The following is a 16,343-nucleotide window of genomic DNA, read 5'->3' as shown; positions in this document are numbered from 1 at the left end:
GTCGCTCGCGACAGTCATTTCACGCTCCCGTCCACAGGCCGCGAAGGCCCATGGTTGGCCGCTGCCCCCGCGAGGCACGCGGCCAACCATGAGACACACCGACCTCGAACACCTGCCCTTCCTGCCCGCCGACTTCCCACTGCCGCTCGACGTACCGTTCACGACGACGACTGCGCGCCGTGAGGCCGGGCTGTCCTCACACCAGCTCGCCTGGCTCGTCGAGCAGGGATTCCTGCGCCGCCTCGTCCGCAGCGTGTACGTCGCCAGTCCGGTCCCCGACAGCCTCGAGCTGCGCTGCGCAGCATTGCGCCTCGTCGTACCGGAGGACGCGGTCGTGTGCGATCGTCACGCCGGATGGCTGCACGGCGCCGACATGGTGCTCGCTCCCAACGAGCACCTGCACCTCGTGCCGGTCTGTGTCTTCCTGCCCGCGCCCGGCCGCCGCCTGCGCAACTGCCTGACAGCCAGCGGGGAGCGCAGCTTCGCACCCGGCGACGTCGTGGAGCTCAATGGACTGCGTGTCACCTCGCCGCTGCGGACGACGTGGGACCTCGGCCGCCAGCGGTACGTCGAGCCGTCACTGGCCGCGATGGACCAGATGCTCCGCCTAGGCCTGTTCTCCGCCGCCGAGCTCGCTGCCGGCGTACCCCGGTTCAAGGGGATGCGCTGGGTGACTGTGCTGCGCGTGATGGTCGAGTACGTCGACGGCCGTGCCGAGTCGCCGCCGGAATCGATCCTGCGGCTGCGCTGGATCCAGGCGCATCTCCCGGCGCCCGTCCCCCAGCTCGAGGTGTACGACGTCGAGGGCACCTTCCTCGCCAGGCTGGACCTCGGGAACGAGGAGCTCGCCTTCGGCGCCGAGTACGACAGCGACGAGTGGCACTCGAGTCCCGACCAGCTGCGGCACGACCGGGCGCGCCGCGCCCTCGTGGAGAGCGAGACCCCGTTCCGGATCGCCGCCGTACGCAAGGAGAACCTGTTCGGCCCGCGTGCGGATGTCGAGGCAGTCCTGCGTCGCGGCGTCGCGGAGGCCCGGCGCGGTCGTGGCCGCTGCGACTGAGGTGTGCCACTTTCTGCCGGGTCGGTGCGATTCGCGCGCCACTTTCTGCCGGGTCGGCGGGTTGCAGGAGCCACTTCGCGCCGGGTCAGCGGGACTGAGCAGCCGCCCGACCGGCCCGGCGGCCGAAGAAGGTGCCGTCCCCGAGCGACGTACCGGAGACGTACCCGTGCCCGTGCATGCCGGAGCTGGCCCGGCCGGCGGCGTACAGCCCGGGGATCGGGTCGCCGTCGAGCGACAGCACCTGCCCGTCCACCGTCGTGTGCAGACCGCCGAGGGTGAAGCCGGCGAACCCGGTGGCGCCGGGAGCGGCTCGGTGGGTCGGGTTGTGGAAGCCGATTCGCGGGTCGATCGCGGCGAACGGACCCGCCAGGACCCGCGTCCAGCGGGCGTTCTTGCGGAACAGCGGGTCCCCACCGGCGGCAGCGCCCTCGTTGTAGCCCGCAAGGGTGCGGGCGAGCGAGCCCACCGGCATGCCGAGGTCGGCCTCGAGCTCCTCGATCGTCTCGGCGGCGTACGACGGCACGGTGCCCCACAAGTCGGCCTCGTCCACCTCCTCGAGCGCCTGCGCGTCGACGACCACCCAACAGGGGCCGGGCTCGTGCAGCGCGGCATGGCTGAACAGCCCCGGGTAGACGTCCTCGTTGATGAACCGCTCACCGCGCGCGTTGACCAGCATGCCGCGGCACGCGAGTGCCGGGAGCGCGGTGTAGGCGACCTCGACCACCGACATCCGGCGTACGGCGGCGCCGACCGCCTGGGCCATCACGATGCCGCTGCCGTCGTCTCCCCCGTCGCTGACCACGCCGTGGCCGAACAGGTCGGGCGCGTGCGCGGCGAGCATCTCGGGGTTGTCGGCGAAGCCGCCGGTGGTGACGACCACGCCGCGGCGGGCGCCGTAGGTGACGTCCTCGCCGAACCGGCGGGCACGTACGCCGACCACCCGGCCGGACTCGACCACCAGCGACACCGCGCGGGTGTCGGTCTCGGTCACCACGCCGGCCGACGCGCACGCGGCGACCAGGCGGTCCATGACCAGCCAGCCGCCGAAGCCGCCGGTGGCGGGCCGGTGTCCGCGCGGGACGGGCCGCGCGATCTCGTCGTACGGCCAGGCGTTCTCGCCCAGCCACATCAGCCCGTCGGTGGTGGGCGGCATCCAGGAGGGCGCGTCGTAGAGCGACTTCTCGAAGTCGATCCCCAACGAGCAGAACCAGTCGAAGTGCTCGACGCTGCCCGCGCAGTAGAGGCGCAGCTTCTCCTCGTCGGCATGCGGACCGAGCGCCGCGCGCAGGAAGGCCAGCATGTTGTCGGCGTCGTCCTCGAACCCCAGGGCACGTTGTACAGCAGTCCCGCCGCCGAGGTAGAGCTCGCCGCCGGACTGCGCCGACGAGCCACCCGCACCGCTGGCCCGCTCGAGGACGACGACAGACGCGCCGGAGCGCCGGGCCTCGAGGGCCGCGGCGCCACCGGCGCACCCGAAGCCGACGACGACAACGTCGACGTCCACGCTCACGCCGGCGGGAGGAAGGCGGCGAGCGGCTCGGAGCCGGACCAGTCGTGGCCCCAGTAGCTGTCGGCGGTGATCTCCTCGGCGGTGTAGAACGCCTCGTCGACGAGCGCGCCCTCGCAGCCGTACTCCAGGTCCCAGCCACCGGGCGCGCGCACGTAGAACGACACCATCTTGTCGTTGGTGTGCCGGCCCAGGGTCGAGGACAGCGAGAACCCGGCCTTGTTGACCTTGTCGAGGGCGCGGCCGACGGCGTCGAGGCTGTCGACCTCCATCATCAGGTGCACCAGGCCGGGCGCCTCGCCGTGCGGCGCGGGGCAGACCGCGAGGCTGTGGTGGCGCCGGTTGACGCCCATGAACCGCACCCGGCGCGGCGGCAGCGCCGCCCCCATCCGGATCGAGCCGCGCGGCAGGAAGTCCAGCACCTCGGTGTAGAACGCGACCGTGTCCTCGGCGACCGTGGTCGGGAGGACGACGTGGCCCATCCCCTGGTCACCGGTGACGAACGTCTGGCCGTGGCCGGTGAGGACCGGGCTGTGGTCGAGCACCGGGCCGAAGAAGACCTCGACCGGCGTACCGGCGGGGTCGTCGAAGCGGATGGCCGCCTCGACCCGGCGCTCGTCGCACTCCGCCTGGCTGAGCTCCTTGAAGGACACGCCCGCGGCCTCGACGGCGGCGGCGACCTCGGCGAGGCCGAACTGGTCGCGCACCTCCCAGCCGACGGCGACCACGCGGTCCACGTCCCCGGGCAGCACGACGAGCCGCGCGTACCGCTCGTCCATGCGCAGGTAGAGGCCGTCCGCCACCGGCCCGGTGGTCTCCTGCATCGCCAGGCAGTCCACCGTCAGCTCGCGCCAGCGGGGCAGGTCCTGGCTCTGCACGATCAGGTAGCCGAGGCCACGGATCGCGGTCATCTTGTTCTCCTCAGTCTCAGGGGGTCAGATCATCGAGAGCATCGGTCCGGGCGGTGGGGTCACGTCCATCGCGGTCAGCGACTGCACGTGGAACACCGAGCCGGGCACGTGGATGGCGTGGGCGAGGCCCATGTGCCCGTCGCGCCAGAACCGCTGGATCGGGTTGTCCATCCGCATCCCGTTGCCACCCGAGCGGGCGACGACCTGGTCCATCGCGGCGACCGCGCGCCACGCCGCCGAGACCTGGGTACGACGCGACTCGGCCCGCTCGGCGAAGGTGACCTCCTCGCCGCGCTCGGCCTTGTCGTAGAAGCGGCGCGCGTTGTCGAGCATGGTCACCCGCGACGCGTGGATCTCCGCCGCAGCCTGGCTGATCGCGAACAGCACGTGCGGGTCGTCCTTCACCTTGGTGCCGGTGATCTGGACTCGGGTGCGCTGGTAGGCGAGGTGGGCGGCGAGCGCCCCCTCGGCGATGCCGATGACGGCCGAGGTGATGCCGAGCGGGAAGGCCGTGGTGAACGGGATGTGGTACGTCGGGTTGGTCAGTCCGGCCTCGCGCGGCTGGCTGCCGTCGGTGAACCGGGAGAACTCGACGACCCGGTAGTCGGGGATGAACGCGTCCTTGACGATGATGTCCTTGGAGCCGGTGCCGCGCAGGCCGACGACGTCCCAGGAGTCCTCCACGATCGTGTAGCCCGAGCGCGGCAGGATCACGTGGTGGACCCGCGGCGGCATGATCGCCTCGCCGTTCTCGTCGCCGAGGTAGGCGCCGAGGAAGATCCAGTCGCAGTGGTCGGTGCCCGACGAGAACTGCCAGCGACCGTTGAAGACGAAGCCGCCGTCGACAGGGCGGATCACGCCCATCGGTGCGTACGGCGACGCGATCCAGGTGTCGTTGTCCTCGCCCCACACCTCCTCCTGCACGCGCGGGTCGCACATCGCCATCTCCCACGGGTGCACGCCGACGATGCCGGCGACCCAGCCCGTCGAGCCGTCCAGGCTGGCCAGCCGCATCACGGCCTCGGCGAACTCGGCGGGGTGCGCCTCGGCACCGCCGTACTTCGCGGGCTGCAGCATCCGGATCACGCCGGTCTCGCGCAGCAGCTCGGCGGCGCGGTCGTCGAGCCGACCCAGCTTCTCGTTGCTGGGACCCAGCGCGGCGATCTCCTCGGCGCGGGCCTCGATCTTCTCGAGCACCTCACTCATCACGAACTCACTTCCTCAGCGGTGGCTCTGCACGGTGGCACCCGGCGCGGCTGCGACGGGCGGGGTCTTCCGGTCATCGGAAAGGCCGGCGGCGTGGCGCGCGGCCAGGTAGCCGAAGACGATCGAGGGACCGATGGTGGCGCCGGGGCCGGCGTAGTCGTTGCCCATCACCGACGCGGCGCAGTTGCCGGTCGCGTAGAGCCCGGCGACGACGGTGCCGTCCTCGCGCAGCACCTGGCCGCGGTCGTCGGTGACGAGGCCACCCTTGGTGCCGAGGTCGCCGACCTCGATCCGGACGGCGTAGTACGGCGCCCGGTCGATCACGTCCAGGTTCGGGTTGGCCAGCGTCGGGTCGCCGTAGTACCGGTCATGGGCGCTCTCACCGCGTCCGAACTCCTCGTCCTTCCCTGCCCGTGCGTAGCCGTTGAACCGGGTGACGGTGGCCTCGAGCGTGTCGGCAGGTACGCCGATCTCGTTGGCGAGCGACGCGATGCTGTCCGCGCGGTGCACGATCCCCTGGTCGTAGAACCCTTGTGGGAAGGGAGCTCCCGGCAGGATCTGCGCGAACGGGTAGCGCGAGCGGGCCCGCGAGTCCATCACCAGCCAGGCCAACTCGTTGCCGCTGGCGAGCTGGTCGTGGACGAAGTTGACGTACGGCGAGGCCTCGTTCGTGAACCGCTTCCCGTCCGTGCCCACGATCACCTGCCCGGGGATCGCGCGCTCCGAGACGAGCGGGATCGTCGCGCCGGCGGGATGCGTGACCGACGGCATCCACCACGCGTCGTCCATCAGGTCGACCGCGCCACCGGCCGCCTGGCCCGCGGTGATGGCGTCGCCGGTGTTCTCGACCGCGCCGAGGCTGTGGTCGGGGCGGGCTCCCGCGGGGAGGTACCGGTCGCGCATCGTCGGGTTGTGGTCGAAGCCGCCGGCCGCGAGCAGGACGCCCTTGCGGCCGCGGATCCGGACCTCGGCGCCGTTGCGCGTCGCGACGATTCCGGTCACGGATCCGTTGTCGACGACCAGCGAGGTCATGGTGGTCTCCAGCCACAGCGGGATGCCGGCGTCCTTGAGCGCCATCCGCATCCGGGCGACCAGCGCCCGGCCGCCGGTCGCCATGTGGCGGCGACGCACGGCGTTCGAGCTGACCCGCCAGGCCGCGCGCAGCGAGGCGCGACGGCCCTGCCAGGTCCGCTTGACCATGGCGAGGTCGTGGTAGTCCTTCGCGGTCACCCAGAGCCCGAGCGGGCCCTTCATGTTGTTCGGCCGCTGGAACGCCTCGTCCTCCCCCAGCTTGCGGGTGTCGAACGGCTTGGCCTCGATCGACCTGCCCTGCGGGCGGCCGCCGGCGAGCTCGGGGTGGTAGTCGGCGTACCCCTTGGTCCAGGCGAACCTCACCCACCGCGACCGCTCCAGGAGCTCCATCGCGGCAGGTCCGTGGTCGACGTACGCCGCCAGCCGGGTCGCCGGGACCGTCCAGCCGGTGATCGTGGTGAGGTACTCCAACACCGACGCGCGTGAGTCGTCGTGGCCGGCCTTGCGCAGGGTCGGGTTGTTGGGCACCCAGATGCCGCCACCGGAGATGCCGGTGCTGCCGCCGAACTTCGCGCCCTTCTCGATCACGACGACGGACAGGCCGGCGTCGACCGCGGCCAGTGCGGCCGTCATGCCGCCACCACCGCTGCCGACGACGACGAGGTCGAACTCCTCGGTCCACTCGCTCACCGGCCGCCCTCCCCGTCCTGCTCGGTGAGGAAGGCGAGGACGGTGCGCTCCCAGGCGCGCTTCTGCTCGATCATCGCCCAGTGGCCGCAGTTGGCGAACACGTGCACCTCGACGTCGGGGATCGTCCGCATCGGGATGAGCATCATGTCGAGCGGGCTGACCCGGTCGTCACGGCCCCAGGTGAGCAGCGTGCGCGCCTTGATCTGGTCGAACTGCGCCCAGCCGGGCGTCGCCTGGGCCGAGCTCCCGGCACCGGCGAACGCGGCGGTGATCGCGGCCCGGCCGTACATCCGGCGCGCGACCTCGAGGGTGTCGGGCTCGGTGGCCAGCGCCCACCGCTGCTCGATCAGCTCCTCGGTGACCATGGACTGGTCGAAGACCATGGAGCGCAGCCAGGCGACCAGGTTCTCGCGGTTCGGCTTCTCGACGAACTCGACCAGCAGGTTGATGCCCTCGCCCGGGGCGGGGCTGAAGATGTTGCGGCCGACGCCGCCGACGGTGACCAGTCGTCGTACCCGCTCCGGCTGGCTGATCGCCAGGCGGGTCGCGACACCGCCACCCATCGAGTTCCCGATGACGTCGACCCGGTCGAGACCGAGCCCGTCGAGGAAGCGCTGCACGGCCGGCAGCGCCGCCACCATCGGGTGCTGGTCGGTGGTGTCGCTGACGCCGAAGCCCGGCAGCTCCAGCACCAGGCACCGGAAGTGCGGCGCGAACGCCGGGAGGTTGTCGCCGAAGTTGCGCCACCCGGTGACGCCCGGGCCCGACCCGTGCAGCATGAGCAGCGGCGGGCCGTCTCCGGCCTCGTGGTAGCGCAGCACGCCGGCGTCGGTGGCCAGCTCGCGTCGCGTGGAATCGTGGGTCAGGTCGGTCACGCTCCGCACGCTAGGTGGCGGTGCGCGCACGGGTCCGCGGCCTTTCCGGTGACCGGAAAGCCCTGTGCTGTAGGGCGATTCCGGTCCGTCGTACGCCGTCCGCGGTCCGCTTGCAGGCCCGTCCGTCACTCACCGGGACGTCCCCGCCCACCGCGGGAAGCCGTCGCTAGCGTCGTCGCCATGAGCACCGCAATCGAGCCGTCCCCGCTGGAGATGCGGGCCGCGATGGGCAACTTCGCGACCGGCGTGACGATCGTGACCGGACAGGACGACGGCGAGCCGGTCGGCTTCGCCTGCCAGTCCTTCGCCTCGGTCTCGCTCGAGCCGCCACTCGTCCTGTTCTGCGCCGACCACTCCGGTCGGGCCTGGCCGCGGATCCGGCGCTCGGGACGGTTCACCGTCAACGTGCTCGGCGAGGACCAGGCCGACCTGTGCCAGCGGTTCGGCTCGAGCCGCGGCCGGAAGTTCGAGGAGCTCGACTGGGACCTCTCCCCCGAGGGCACCCCGAGCCTGCCCGGAACGCTGATGCGCGTGCACGCCACCGTCGAGAACGTCGTCGTCGCCGGCGACCACGACGTCGTGATCGGCCGGGTCACCCGGCTCGAGACCCCGCACCGGACCACCCCGATGCTGTTCTTCCGCGGGAAGTTCGGCGTCGAGGACCAGCACGAGCAGCTCGCTCCCGACCTGTGGGGCTGGGGCGACCACTGGGGCTGACCCGGCTCGAACTGGCTCCCCAATCACGCCGACCCGGCTCGAACTGGCTCCCAGATCACGCCGACCCGGCTCGAACTGGCTCCCAGATCACGCCGACCCGGCAGAAACTGGCTCCGAAATCGCACCGACCCGGCAGAAAGTGGCTTCCGCAGAAGCACTTTCTGCCGGGTCGGCGACTTTTCGTGACCAGTTTGTGCCGGGTCGGCCGAAATCCGGAGCCAGTTCGAGCCGGGTCGGCTAGGACCAGGCGCCCGAGGCAGCGTCGGCGACCAGCCGCTCCATGGTCGCGGCGGACCAGGTGGGCTGCACGGGGGCCGACGCGGGGGCGCGCGACGGGCGGACCGGAGCGGGCGCGGGCACCGGCTCCGGGAACAGGTCGGCCGCGGTCTGCCGGGCAGCACGGAGCACGAGGGGGGCGACCCGCTCGACGGGAGCGCGCAGGTCACCGACGAGGGAGACCGCCCCGACGGCACCCTCGGGACTGCGGATGGCGGCCGCGACGCAGGCGATGTCGGGGTGCGCCTCGCCGCGCTCGTACGCGACGCCGTGGCGACCACGGATCCGGTGCAGCTCCTGGTGGAGCAGGGTCAGGTCGGTGATGGTCGACTTGGTCAGCCGGGCGGGCCGCGCCTCGACGATCTCGTCCACGCGCTCGGCCGGCAACCAGGCGAGGATCGCCTTGCCGAGGGCGGTGGCGTGGGCCGCGGCGTGGCCGCCGACGCGGGAGGGCACCCGGACGGCGAAGCGGCCGCCGATCTTGTCGAGGTAGCGCACGTCGGGGCCGTCGAGCACGGCGAGGTGGGCGACCAGTCCGGTGCGCACCTGCAGCTCGTGGAGGTACGGCGCCACTGCCTCGCGCAGCTCGGTGTCGGCGCGGCCGCCGCCACCCAGGCCGAGGGAGCGCGGCCCGAGCGAGAAGCCGAACGAGGTGTGGGCGAGCCACTCGAGGCGGACCAGCTGGTCGAGGATCCGGTGGGCGGTCGAGCGCGGGAGGTGCGTGGCCCGCGAGACCTGCTCGAGGGTGAGCCGCGCAGCGGGCGACTCGAAGGCGTCCAGGATCAGCGACATCCGCTCCACCATGGACGGCGGCAGGTCCCGGCCCGCGCTGGTGGCGGCACCCTGCACGACCGGCTCGACGATCTGAGCGCTCATGACTGCTCCCCTGGGTCAAAACTGAAATGAATTCTTGTTTTCTGGATCCGAAGGTAGCAAGAGGAGACGGTCATCACAAGCCCCCTTCGCGAGCGGCGGGGCCGGCCACTCACCGGGAGCGCGCCGCCCTCCGCGGCCGGCGGACTGCTTGACTGCCGGCCGTCCCCACCGGAAGGAAGCACCGTGCAGCTCGGCATCGTCAGCCCGATCGTGACCGCCAACCCCGGCGCGCACGCGCCCTGGGAGGAGAAGGCCGGCATCGCCGAGCTCGTGCAGGTCGCGCAGGCCGCCGACCGGCTCGGCTTCCACCACCTCACCTGCAGCGAGCACGTCGCCGTACCCACCGCGGCAGCCGACGAGCGCGGTGGCACCTACTGGGACCCGCTGGCGACCTTCGGCCACCTCGCCGCCGTCACCGAGCAGCTGCGGCTGATGACCCAGGTGCTCGTGATCGGCTACCACCACCCGCTCGCCATCGCGAAGCGCTACGGCACCCTCGACCTGGTCAGCGGCGGCCGGTTGATGCTCGGCATCGGGGTGGGCTCGCTCGAGGAGGAGTTCACCCTCCTGGGCGCCCCGTTCGCGGGTCGCGGCGAGCGCGCCGACGACGCCCTGCGCGCGCTGCGGGCCAGCCTGGGGCGGCGCGAGCCGTCGTACCACGGCACCCACTACGACTTCGACGGCCTCGTCGTCGAGCCGCACGCGGTCCAGGAGCGGGTCCCGCTCCTCATCGGCGGGCGTACGGCGCGCAGCCTGCGCCGCGCCGTCGAGCTCGGCGACGGCTGGGTGCCGTTCGGCCTCGGCCTCGACGAGCTGCGCACGATGCTCGCGAGCCGGGAGCTGCCCGACGGCTTCGAGGTGATCCTCTCCCCCGGCCGGATGGTCGACCCGATCGGCGATCCCAGCGGTACGACGACCCGCCTGGCCCGCGTCCGCGACGCAGGTGCCACTCTCGTCACCACGGCCGTCGAGGCCACGTCCGCCGACCACTACTGCGACCAGCTCGAAGCGCTGGCCGTCCTCGCGAAGGAGATCTCATGACCGACGACCGCCTGGCCGCACTCGAGCGCCGGCTCCAGCGCCTGGAGGACGAGCGCGAGATCGTGCAGCTGCTGACGACGTACGGACCGCTGGTGGACTCCGGCTGCGCGGACGAGGTGGCGGCGATCTGGACCGAGGACGGCGTCTACGACAACGACGTCATCGTGATGACCGGGCGTGACGAGATCCGCGCGATGGTCCGCTCGGCGTCCCATCAGGGCTTCATCGCGGGCGGCTGCGCCCACTTCAACGGGCCGGTCTCGGTGCAGGTCGACGGCGACACGGCGATCGCGGTCACCCACTCGCTGATGGTGCTGCACGAGGACGGCGCGTTCCGGGTCAACCGCGCGACCGCCAACCACTGGCAGCTGCGCCGCACCGACGAGGGCTGGCGCGCGACCGTGCGCACCGGCCGCCTCCTCGACGGCCACGAGCTGGCGCACGGCCTGCTGCGGACCGGCGCCCTGGGTCAGCTGCCGCCGACCCGCTGACCCTCCAGCGCCTCGCGGGCGAGGTACGTCGCCCCGGCCACCGCCGCGGGCATGACCAGGATGCCACCGAACGGCACGAGGAAGCAGGCCTGCACGCAGACCCCGAAGCCGAGCATCGCCCCGCGGTGGCTGCGCATCAGGGCAGCGCGGGCTGCGCGGTCCATGCCGCGCGCCTCGAGCGGGCGGGAGACGAGCTCGCCGGCGAGCAGCCGGCCGGCGACGACGAGGCCGAGCACCGCCCCGACGATGGTCCCGATGACGGGCAGCAGCCCGATCAGGAAGACCACGATCGCCGTAGCGATGCCGAGGACGACGAGCGCCAGGCCGTCGATGGCACCGCGGATCCAGCCGACCCCCCGGTCGGGGACGTCGCCGCCGAGCGAGAGCTCGACCTCCTTCCAGATCTTCTCGTAGAAGGGATCGCCGACGGCGAGGGTGAGACCGGTGAAGGTGATGATCGCCAGCATGGCCGCGCCGGCCAGCACGACCAGGTAGAGCGCGCCGCGGAACAGCCCGCGCACCGCGTCGTCCCAGCCGTCGGCGAACGGCGTCGCCCAGCTGACCACGTCGTCGGCGTAGATGACGAGGACGACGAGTGCCGCGGCCACGAACGCCGCGACGATCAGCGCCGGCACGATGCCGAGGAGCATCAGGGCCGGGCGCTCGCGCCACAGCCGCAGCCCGCGCAGCAGGTAGCCGGCACCGCGCCCGAAGCCCATGTCAGCGGGTCAGAACAGCGCGGAGGCCAGCGCCTGGCGGCCCTTGAGGACCCGCGGGTCGTCGTTGCCGACGGCACCGAAGAGGCCGACGAGGTGCTCGCGAGCCTGGTCGCGCTCCTTGCCCGCCGTACGACGGACCAGCTCGACGAGCCGCGCGAAGGCGTCCTCGACGTGGCCACCGAGCATGTCCATGTCCGCGACCATGGTCTGCGCGTCGACGTCGTCGGGGTTGGCGGCGGCCGCGGCCCGGGCTGCGTTGAGGTCGACGCCCTGGGTGCGCTGCAGCACCTTGGCCATCGCCAGGCCGGCGGCGGCCTCGTGGTCGGCGGGGTTGGCGTCGACGAGCTTCTGGTACTCCGCGACGGCGGCATCGATGTCACCGGACGCGAGCGCGTCCTGCGCGGGCACGTAGCGCGGGTCGATCGCCGGCTCCTCGCCCTCGGCGACCTCACCACCGGCGGCACCGAAGGCGTTGGGCTGGTGGCGCCCGGAGATGCCCTGCGCGGTGAGCTGCTGGGCGAGCTGGTTGAACAGCGCGCGGATGTCGTCGATCGGCGCGGCACCGGGGATCGGCTGCGTCGCCGGGCGACCGTCGAGCAGCACCAGCATCAGCGGGACCTGCGGGATCTGCATCGCCTGCGCGATCTGCGGCACGGCGTCGACGTCGATCGTCGCCGCGAGGAACCGGCCGTCGTACTCGTCGGCGACGGTCGCCACGTCCAGCGCGAGCTGCGCGCTCTCCGGCGACTGCGACGGCGAGGAGAAGACCAGCACGACCGGCGCGGTCATCGACGCCTCGAGCACCGCCTGGAAGTTCGCCTCGTCCACCGCGACGGAGTACGCCGACGTCGAGCCGCCGCCCGCTGCGGCTCCGCCCGCGGGTGCACCCGCAGCACCGGCACCGGCCGGCGGGGTGCGCTTCATCGCGGACAGGTCGATCGCTCCGGGGCGGGAGAACGGCTGCTGCGTCATGGGCGCAATCCTACGGAGCACCCCGCGGGGCCAGCGCCGGGCCTCTGCGTCCGGTCAGCGGGACACCCTGACCGCGGATCAGACGCCCTTGCCAATCTGCCGCCTGCCCCAGCTCGACCGGGCACAACCTGTCGAGGAAGGAAACCGATGAACGCCGAGACCGCGATCACCAATCTTCTCTACCGGTATGCCGACGCGATGGACACCGGCGACCTCGAGCGCGCAGCCGGGATGTTCGAGCACGCCCGGCTCCGGATGGGGCCCGACGAGCTCGTCGGTGCGGCCGAGATGCTGGAGACCTTCCGCCGCAGGGTGCAGATCCACGCCGACGGCACCCCCGCACGAAGCACGTCATCACGAATCCGATCCTCGAGATCGATCCCTCCGGTGACCGGGCGACCTGCCAGTCCTACTACACGGTGCTGCAGGCCGCCGACGGGCTCGCGCTCCAGGTGGTCGCCGCCGGTCGCTATCGCGACGAGTTCGAGCGCGTCGACGGCATCTGGCGGTTCAGCTACCGCGACTACACCCGGTTCGATCTCTGGGGCGACCTCAGCAGGCACCTGCTCGACTGAGGAGCCTCAGTTCGGGACGCGGGGTCCCCGCAGTCCCGCCCGCTGGACCACGCGCTGGATGGCGAGGTCGCGGTCGTCGGGGCGGCCGACGTACCTGATGTCACGCAGGCCCTGCTCCTGCGCGGCGGACTCGAAGCAGAAGTGGCCGAAGCCGAGGATGCGCCCGTGCAGCGGTTTTTGCACCGAGATGTCGAGGATCCGGCTCAGCGGCATCGTCGCCAGGCTCTGCGACAGCACGCCGTGGACCCGGAAGACGCGCATGTTGGTGATCACGAACCGGTCGCGGACCACCCCGAGCGCGACCCAGCCGGCGCGGAGCAGGAACACCACCGCGACGATGATCAGCGCCCACGCCACGTGGACGTCGACGAACCAGCTGGCGACGAGCAGCACCAACGCCAGGCCGGTCTCCAGTGCGGGCCGGACGTAGGCGAACCAGTGGTGGGTCACCTCGTCGACGACGACCTCGCCCTCGTCGCGCAGCAGGTGCTTCCCGATCTTCGGGTCACCCATCCGGGCCACGACGCCGGAGACGAAGGACAGGACCATCGGTCGACGCCGCGGGTCAGTCCATCGCGCCGACGAAGTCGATGACCCCGTTGAACGCCTGGGTCGTCAGGTCCCACCCGCTGCTGGCCGCGGACTTCGAGGTGTCCGCGAGGCCCGCCGGGTCGGTGAACATCCAGAACCCGAGGAACACGATCACCACGAGCGCGATCAGCTTCTTGGCGTCCATGTGCGGGCTTCTCCATCCGTGTGCAGGCGCGCCCCCGAGGGCACAGATCCCCACATTGGTACCAAAGGCACCAGGGGTCACACGGGAGGCGCGCGGGGGTCAGCCGCAGGTGACCCCGGCCAGCCCGTTCGCAGCCGTCGCGGGCGGCACCGTCCCGGCGCTCAGCCAGGCGGCGAAGAACCCGTCCAGGTCCTCGCCCGAGACGCTCTCGGCGAGCGCCTCGAACTGCTCGACGGTGGCGTTGCCGTCGTGGTGCGAGGCCACCCAGGTCCGCAGCAGCGTGTCGAGCTCGCCCGCACCGATCCGGTTCCCGAGCGCCGCCAGCACCATCGCGCCGCGGTCGTAGACCGCCCCGTCGAAGATGTGGTCCGCGCCGGGGTTCGCGATGTCGAGTCGCCAGAAGTCCGTGGCTGGGGAGGTGCACTCCTTGTCGTACATCTTGTCGAGGTACGACAGCACCGGCGGCCCGCCGTGGTCGGCGGCGTACACGGCCTCCATGTACGTCGCGAAGCCCTCGTTGAGCCAGATGTCGCGCCAGCGCTGGACGGCGACGCTGTCCCCGAACCACTGGTGGGCCAGCTCGTGGACGATCACGCCCGGGTAGATCCAGCTGCCGTACGTCGGCCGCGACTGGTTCTCCAGCGCGAACCCGACGTCGAGCCCGGTGACCAGGCCACCGGTGGTGGCGAACGGGTAGGGACCGAGCTCGGACTGCAGCCAGTCGGTGATCGCGCCGGTGCGGGCGAGCTGGCCGCGGACGTAGGCGCGCAGCTTCGGCTCGAGGCCGCGCGAGACGGCGTTGTAGTAGGGGATGCCGGCGGCGGTCGTGCCCTGGTCGATGGCGTAGCTCCCGGCGGCGAAGAAGGCGAGGTAGGTCGCCATCGGGTCGCTCATCCGCCAGTGCGTGGTGGCCATCCCGCGCTTGACCGTGCGGCCGACCCGGACGCCGTTGCCGACGACCTGCTTGCCCTTCGGCACGGTGACCCGTACGTCGAAGGTGGCCTTGTCGCTGGGGTGGTCGTTGGACGGGAACCACCACGGCGCCATGTGCGGCTGGTTCATCGCGACCACCTCGGTGCGGCTGGCGAGCCAGTTGCGCTCGCCGGCGTAGCGGTAGGTGCCCGGCTTGCCGGCGTACCGCACGACGACGCGGAAGGACGCGCCGGCGGCGATCGGGGCCTTCGGTACGACGCGCAGCTCGTGCTTGCCGACCTTGCGGAAGCGGGCCGTGCGGCCGTCGACCTTCACCGCGGTGGTCGGCAGCAGCAGGTCGAGGGAGAAGCTGCGCAGGTCGGCGGTCGCGACCATCGTGATCGCGGTGCGCCCGCGCAGCCGGCCGGTCGCGAAGTCGTAGCCCACCCGGACGTCGTAGTGCTGGGCGTCGGTGCCGCCGTTGCCGTCGAGCGGCCAGTACGGATCGGTGCCCTGCGCCGAACCGTTGCCGACGTCGCTCGCCTCGACGCCCGGGAGGGCCGAGGCAGGCGCCGGGCCGGCCAGGCCGACGAGGCCGGGCAGGCAGAGCAGGAGGGCGAGCAGGAGGCCCAGCGGGGCTACGAGTCGGCGCACCCGGTCAATCTACGCGCCCGCCCGCGCGGCTGATGAGGGCAGGCGAGCAGCCATCCGCGGCGCCGAGATCACGGTGCCGAGCAGCGCGTTGACCTCGGCGTCGTCCACGTCGGACGCGGCGAGCCAGGCGATCACGCGACCGGACGCGTCGCTGCTCGAGCCGGCGACCGCCTTCGCCTCGATCTCCTCGGTGCCGCCGCGGGCGCGCCCGGACTCGGTGACGACGAAGCCCGGCTCCACGTTGAAGGCGCGGATCCCTGCCTGGCGGTACTCCGCGTTCACGGCACCGGCGATCCTGCCGAAGGCCGCCTTCGCCGCCGCGTACGCGAGCCCCCAGCCGCCTTCGCCCGGCGGGGCCGGCGGGTCGAGGACCGCCGATCCCGAGCACATGTTGGCGATGACGCCCCCGCCGGCGCCCACCATCGCCGGCAGCAGGGCCTGGACGAGGCCCACCTGGTGCACGAGATTGGCATCGAGGCTCTCGCGCAGAGCCGCGAGGTCCAGCTCGAGGAAGCGGGCGTGCGGCACGTGGTGCACGGCGTTGCCGACCAGCACGTACGGCGCTCCCCAGGTCGCGAGGAGCTCGCCGGCGACCGCGGCCGGCGCGCCGGGGTCGGTGAGGTCCATCCGGAGCGGCAGGGCGCGCACTCCCCTGGCCTCGATCTCGGCAGCCGTGGTCGCGAGGCTCCCGGCGACCGCATGGGTCACCCCGCCCTCACGGGAGGTGCGGGCCGCGACCGTGCCCTCGCCCTCGTGCACGGTGCGGGCGGTGAAGGCGACGTCGTACCCGGCCTCGGCCAGGGCGAGTGCCGTGGCCCGTCCGATCCCCCGGCTGGCGCCGGTGACCAGTGCCGTCCTGCGTCCCGTCGTGGTGGCCATGGCCCGCACCGTAGGCACGACCGGACCGCACCCGCCGCGGTCGCTCCCTGTCACCGGGAGCGTGCCGCCGTAAATCGGTTGCGAGCCGAAGCAGCGGACCGGCAGGGTGGGCCCGTTGGTCCGCGCAGTCCGTGCGGACCCCCGTCGAGAGGAGCGTGACATGTCGATCGTTGTCGTCGGCCTGCCCTCAGTCCGCACCCTCTCGACCCCGAGG

The 16,343-nt window shown here is 72.2% G+C and carries 17 protein-coding genes and 1 pseudogene; 5 read left to right on the top strand and 13 right to left on the bottom strand.

Annotated elements, in window-relative coordinates:
* The first annotated feature begins 88 nt into the window (after nt 1-88).
* Nucleotides 89-1,060, top strand: a complete 972-nt coding sequence (locus ACZYRU_RS17745) for a type IV toxin-antitoxin system AbiEi family antitoxin domain-containing protein (RefSeq protein WP_488958412.1) — start codon at nt 89-91, stop codon at nt 1,058-1,060.
* A gap of 85 nt (nt 1,061-1,145) precedes the next feature.
* Here ACZYRU_RS17745 and ACZYRU_RS17740 read toward each other — a convergent pair whose 3' ends face one another.
* From ACZYRU_RS17740 to ACZYRU_RS17720, 5 genes are read right to left on the bottom strand one after another with little or no spacing between them, the layout of a single operon-like run.
* Nucleotides 1,146-2,564, bottom strand: a complete 1,419-nt coding sequence (locus ACZYRU_RS17740; RefSeq protein ID WP_488958411.1) for an FAD-dependent oxidoreductase — start codon at nt 2,562-2,564, stop codon at nt 1,146-1,148.
* Nucleotides 2,565-2,566: 2 nt separating this feature from the next.
* Entirely contained in the window at nt 2,567-3,478 is a 912-nt protein-coding gene (locus ACZYRU_RS17735) for a VOC family protein (RefSeq protein WP_488958410.1), read from the bottom strand.
* A gap of 24 nt (nt 3,479-3,502) precedes the next feature.
* Entirely contained in the window at nt 3,503-4,684 is a 1,182-nt protein-coding gene (locus tag ACZYRU_RS17730) for an acyl-CoA dehydrogenase family protein (RefSeq protein WP_488958409.1), read from the bottom strand.
* 15 nt (nt 4,685-4,699) lie between these two features.
* On the bottom strand, nt 4,700-6,406 hold the full coding sequence (locus tag ACZYRU_RS17725) for an FAD-binding protein (RefSeq protein WP_488958408.1): 1,707 nt from the start codon (nt 6,404-6,406) through the stop codon (nt 4,700-4,702).
* Nucleotides 6,403-7,281 carry an alpha/beta fold hydrolase gene (locus tag ACZYRU_RS17720; RefSeq protein WP_488958407.1) on the bottom strand — a complete coding sequence of 293 codons (879 nt, stop codon included), beginning with the start codon at nt 7,279-7,281 and terminating at the stop codon, nt 6,403-6,405. Before ACZYRU_RS17720 ends, ACZYRU_RS17725 begins: the two co-directional genes overlap by 4 nt.
* A 180-nt stretch (nt 7,282-7,461) precedes the next feature.
* Between ACZYRU_RS17720 and ACZYRU_RS17715 the strand changes: the two genes are divergently transcribed.
* Nucleotides 7,462-7,998 (top strand): flavin reductase family protein, encoded by a 537-nt coding sequence (locus tag ACZYRU_RS17715; protein WP_488958406.1) that lies wholly within the window; start codon nt 7,462-7,464, stop codon nt 7,996-7,998.
* A gap of 237 nt (nt 7,999-8,235) precedes the next feature.
* Here the strand turns inward: ACZYRU_RS17715 and ACZYRU_RS17710 are convergent, their stop codons facing one another.
* Nucleotides 8,236-9,150: an IclR family transcriptional regulator gene (locus tag ACZYRU_RS17710; protein WP_488958405.1), complete on the bottom strand. Its 915-nt coding sequence runs from the start codon at nt 9,148-9,150 to the stop codon at nt 8,236-8,238.
* 183 nt (nt 9,151-9,333) lie between these two features.
* Here ACZYRU_RS17710 and ACZYRU_RS17705 point away from each other — a divergent pair, with 183 nt between their 5' ends.
* Nucleotides 9,334-10,191, top strand: coding sequence for an LLM class F420-dependent oxidoreductase (locus ACZYRU_RS17705; RefSeq protein WP_488958404.1), 858 nt, complete (start codon nt 9,334-9,336; stop codon nt 10,189-10,191).
* Nucleotides 10,188-10,682, top strand: a complete 495-nt coding sequence (locus ACZYRU_RS17700) for a nuclear transport factor 2 family protein (RefSeq protein WP_488958403.1) — start codon at nt 10,188-10,190, stop codon at nt 10,680-10,682. Before ACZYRU_RS17705 ends, ACZYRU_RS17700 begins: the two co-directional genes overlap by 4 nt.
* On the opposite strand, the gene ACZYRU_RS17695 is transcribed toward ACZYRU_RS17700, so the two are convergent.
* From ACZYRU_RS17695 to ACZYRU_RS17685, 3 genes are all read right to left on the bottom strand, one after another.
* Complete coding sequence (locus ACZYRU_RS17695) at nt 10,661-11,401, bottom strand: EI24 domain-containing protein (RefSeq protein ID WP_488958402.1); 741 nt, start codon at nt 11,399-11,401, stop codon at nt 10,661-10,663. The genes ACZYRU_RS17700 and ACZYRU_RS17695 overlap by 22 nt on opposite strands.
* Nucleotides 11,402-11,410: 9 nt before the next feature.
* Nucleotides 11,411-12,373: a co-chaperone YbbN gene (locus ACZYRU_RS17690; RefSeq protein WP_488958401.1), complete on the bottom strand. Its 963-nt coding sequence runs from the start codon at nt 12,371-12,373 to the stop codon at nt 11,411-11,413.
* A gap of 78 nt (nt 12,374-12,451) precedes the next feature.
* Nucleotides 12,452-12,697: a hypothetical protein gene (locus ACZYRU_RS17685; protein WP_488958400.1), complete on the bottom strand. Its 246-nt coding sequence runs from the start codon at nt 12,695-12,697 to the stop codon at nt 12,452-12,454.
* Between the two features lie 14 nt (nt 12,698-12,711).
* On the opposite strand from ACZYRU_RS17685, the pseudogene ACZYRU_RS17680 reads away from it, so the two are divergent.
* Nucleotides 12,712-12,948 (top strand): annotated as a pseudogene (locus tag ACZYRU_RS17680) (nuclear transport factor 2 family protein); the annotation flags it as partial.
* Between the two features lie 6 nt (nt 12,949-12,954).
* Here ACZYRU_RS17680 and ACZYRU_RS17675 read toward each other — a convergent pair.
* The 4 genes from ACZYRU_RS17675 to ACZYRU_RS17660 form a co-directional block, all read right to left on the bottom strand.
* Nucleotides 12,955-13,497 carry a PH domain-containing protein gene (locus ACZYRU_RS17675; RefSeq protein ID WP_488958399.1) on the bottom strand — a complete coding sequence of 181 codons (543 nt, stop codon included), beginning with the start codon at nt 13,495-13,497 and terminating at the stop codon, nt 12,955-12,957.
* Nucleotides 13,498-13,513: 16 nt separating this feature from the next.
* Nucleotides 13,514-13,684, bottom strand: a complete 171-nt coding sequence (locus ACZYRU_RS17670) for a hypothetical protein (RefSeq protein ID WP_273519947.1) — start codon at nt 13,682-13,684, stop codon at nt 13,514-13,516.
* A gap of 99 nt (nt 13,685-13,783) precedes the next feature.
* Nucleotides 13,784-15,250 (bottom strand): M1 family metallopeptidase, encoded by a 1,467-nt coding sequence (locus ACZYRU_RS17665; RefSeq protein ID WP_488958398.1) that lies wholly within the window; start codon nt 15,248-15,250, stop codon nt 13,784-13,786.
* Nucleotides 15,251-15,259: 9 nt separating this feature from the next.
* Nucleotides 15,260-16,129, bottom strand: a complete 870-nt coding sequence (locus tag ACZYRU_RS17660) for an SDR family NAD(P)-dependent oxidoreductase (protein WP_488958397.1) — start codon at nt 16,127-16,129, stop codon at nt 15,260-15,262.
* Between the last annotated feature and the right edge of the window lie 214 nt (nt 16,130-16,343).

Source organism: Nocardioides sp. F233 (assembly GCF_057813895.1).
The sequence above is the reverse complement of the archived record's forward strand: the minus strand, read 5'-3'. Positions and strand labels throughout refer to the sequence as shown.

Bases quoted from the DNA above. Each gene is read 5' to 3' on its own strand.
- ACZYRU_RS17690 (WP_488958401.1), bottom strand. From the start codon at position 12,373: ATGACGCAGCAGCCGTTCTCCCGCCCCGGAGCGATCGACCTGTCCGCG.
- ACZYRU_RS17670 (WP_273519947.1), bottom strand. From the start codon at position 13,684: ATGGACGCCAAGAAGCTGATCGCGCTCGTGGTGATCGTGTTCCTCGGG.
- ACZYRU_RS17730 (WP_488958409.1), bottom strand. From the start codon at position 4,684: ATGAGTGAGGTGCTCGAGAAGATCGAGGCCCGCGCCGAGGAGATCGCC.
- ACZYRU_RS17710 (WP_488958405.1), bottom strand. From the start codon at position 9,150: ATGAGCGCTCAGATCGTCGAGCCGGTCGTGCAGGGTGCCGCCACCAGC.
- ACZYRU_RS17745 (WP_488958412.1), top strand. From the start codon at position 89: ATGAGACACACCGACCTCGAACACCTGCCCTTCCTGCCCGCCGACTTC.
- ACZYRU_RS17675 (WP_488958399.1), bottom strand. From the start codon at position 13,497: ATGGTCCTGTCCTTCGTCTCCGGCGTCGTGGCCCGGATGGGTGACCCG.
- ACZYRU_RS17695 (WP_488958402.1), bottom strand. From the start codon at position 11,401: ATGGGCTTCGGGCGCGGTGCCGGCTACCTGCTGCGCGGGCTGCGGCTG.
- ACZYRU_RS17735 (WP_488958410.1), bottom strand. From the start codon at position 3,478: ATGACCGCGATCCGTGGCCTCGGCTACCTGATCGTGCAGAGCCAGGAC.
- ACZYRU_RS17700 (WP_488958403.1), top strand. From the start codon at position 10,188: ATGACCGACGACCGCCTGGCCGCACTCGAGCGCCGGCTCCAGCGCCTG.
- ACZYRU_RS17660 (WP_488958397.1), bottom strand. From the start codon at position 16,129: ATGGCCACCACGACGGGACGCAGGACGGCACTGGTCACCGGCGCCAGC.
- ACZYRU_RS17715 (WP_488958406.1), top strand. From the start codon at position 7,462: ATGAGCACCGCAATCGAGCCGTCCCCGCTGGAGATGCGGGCCGCGATG.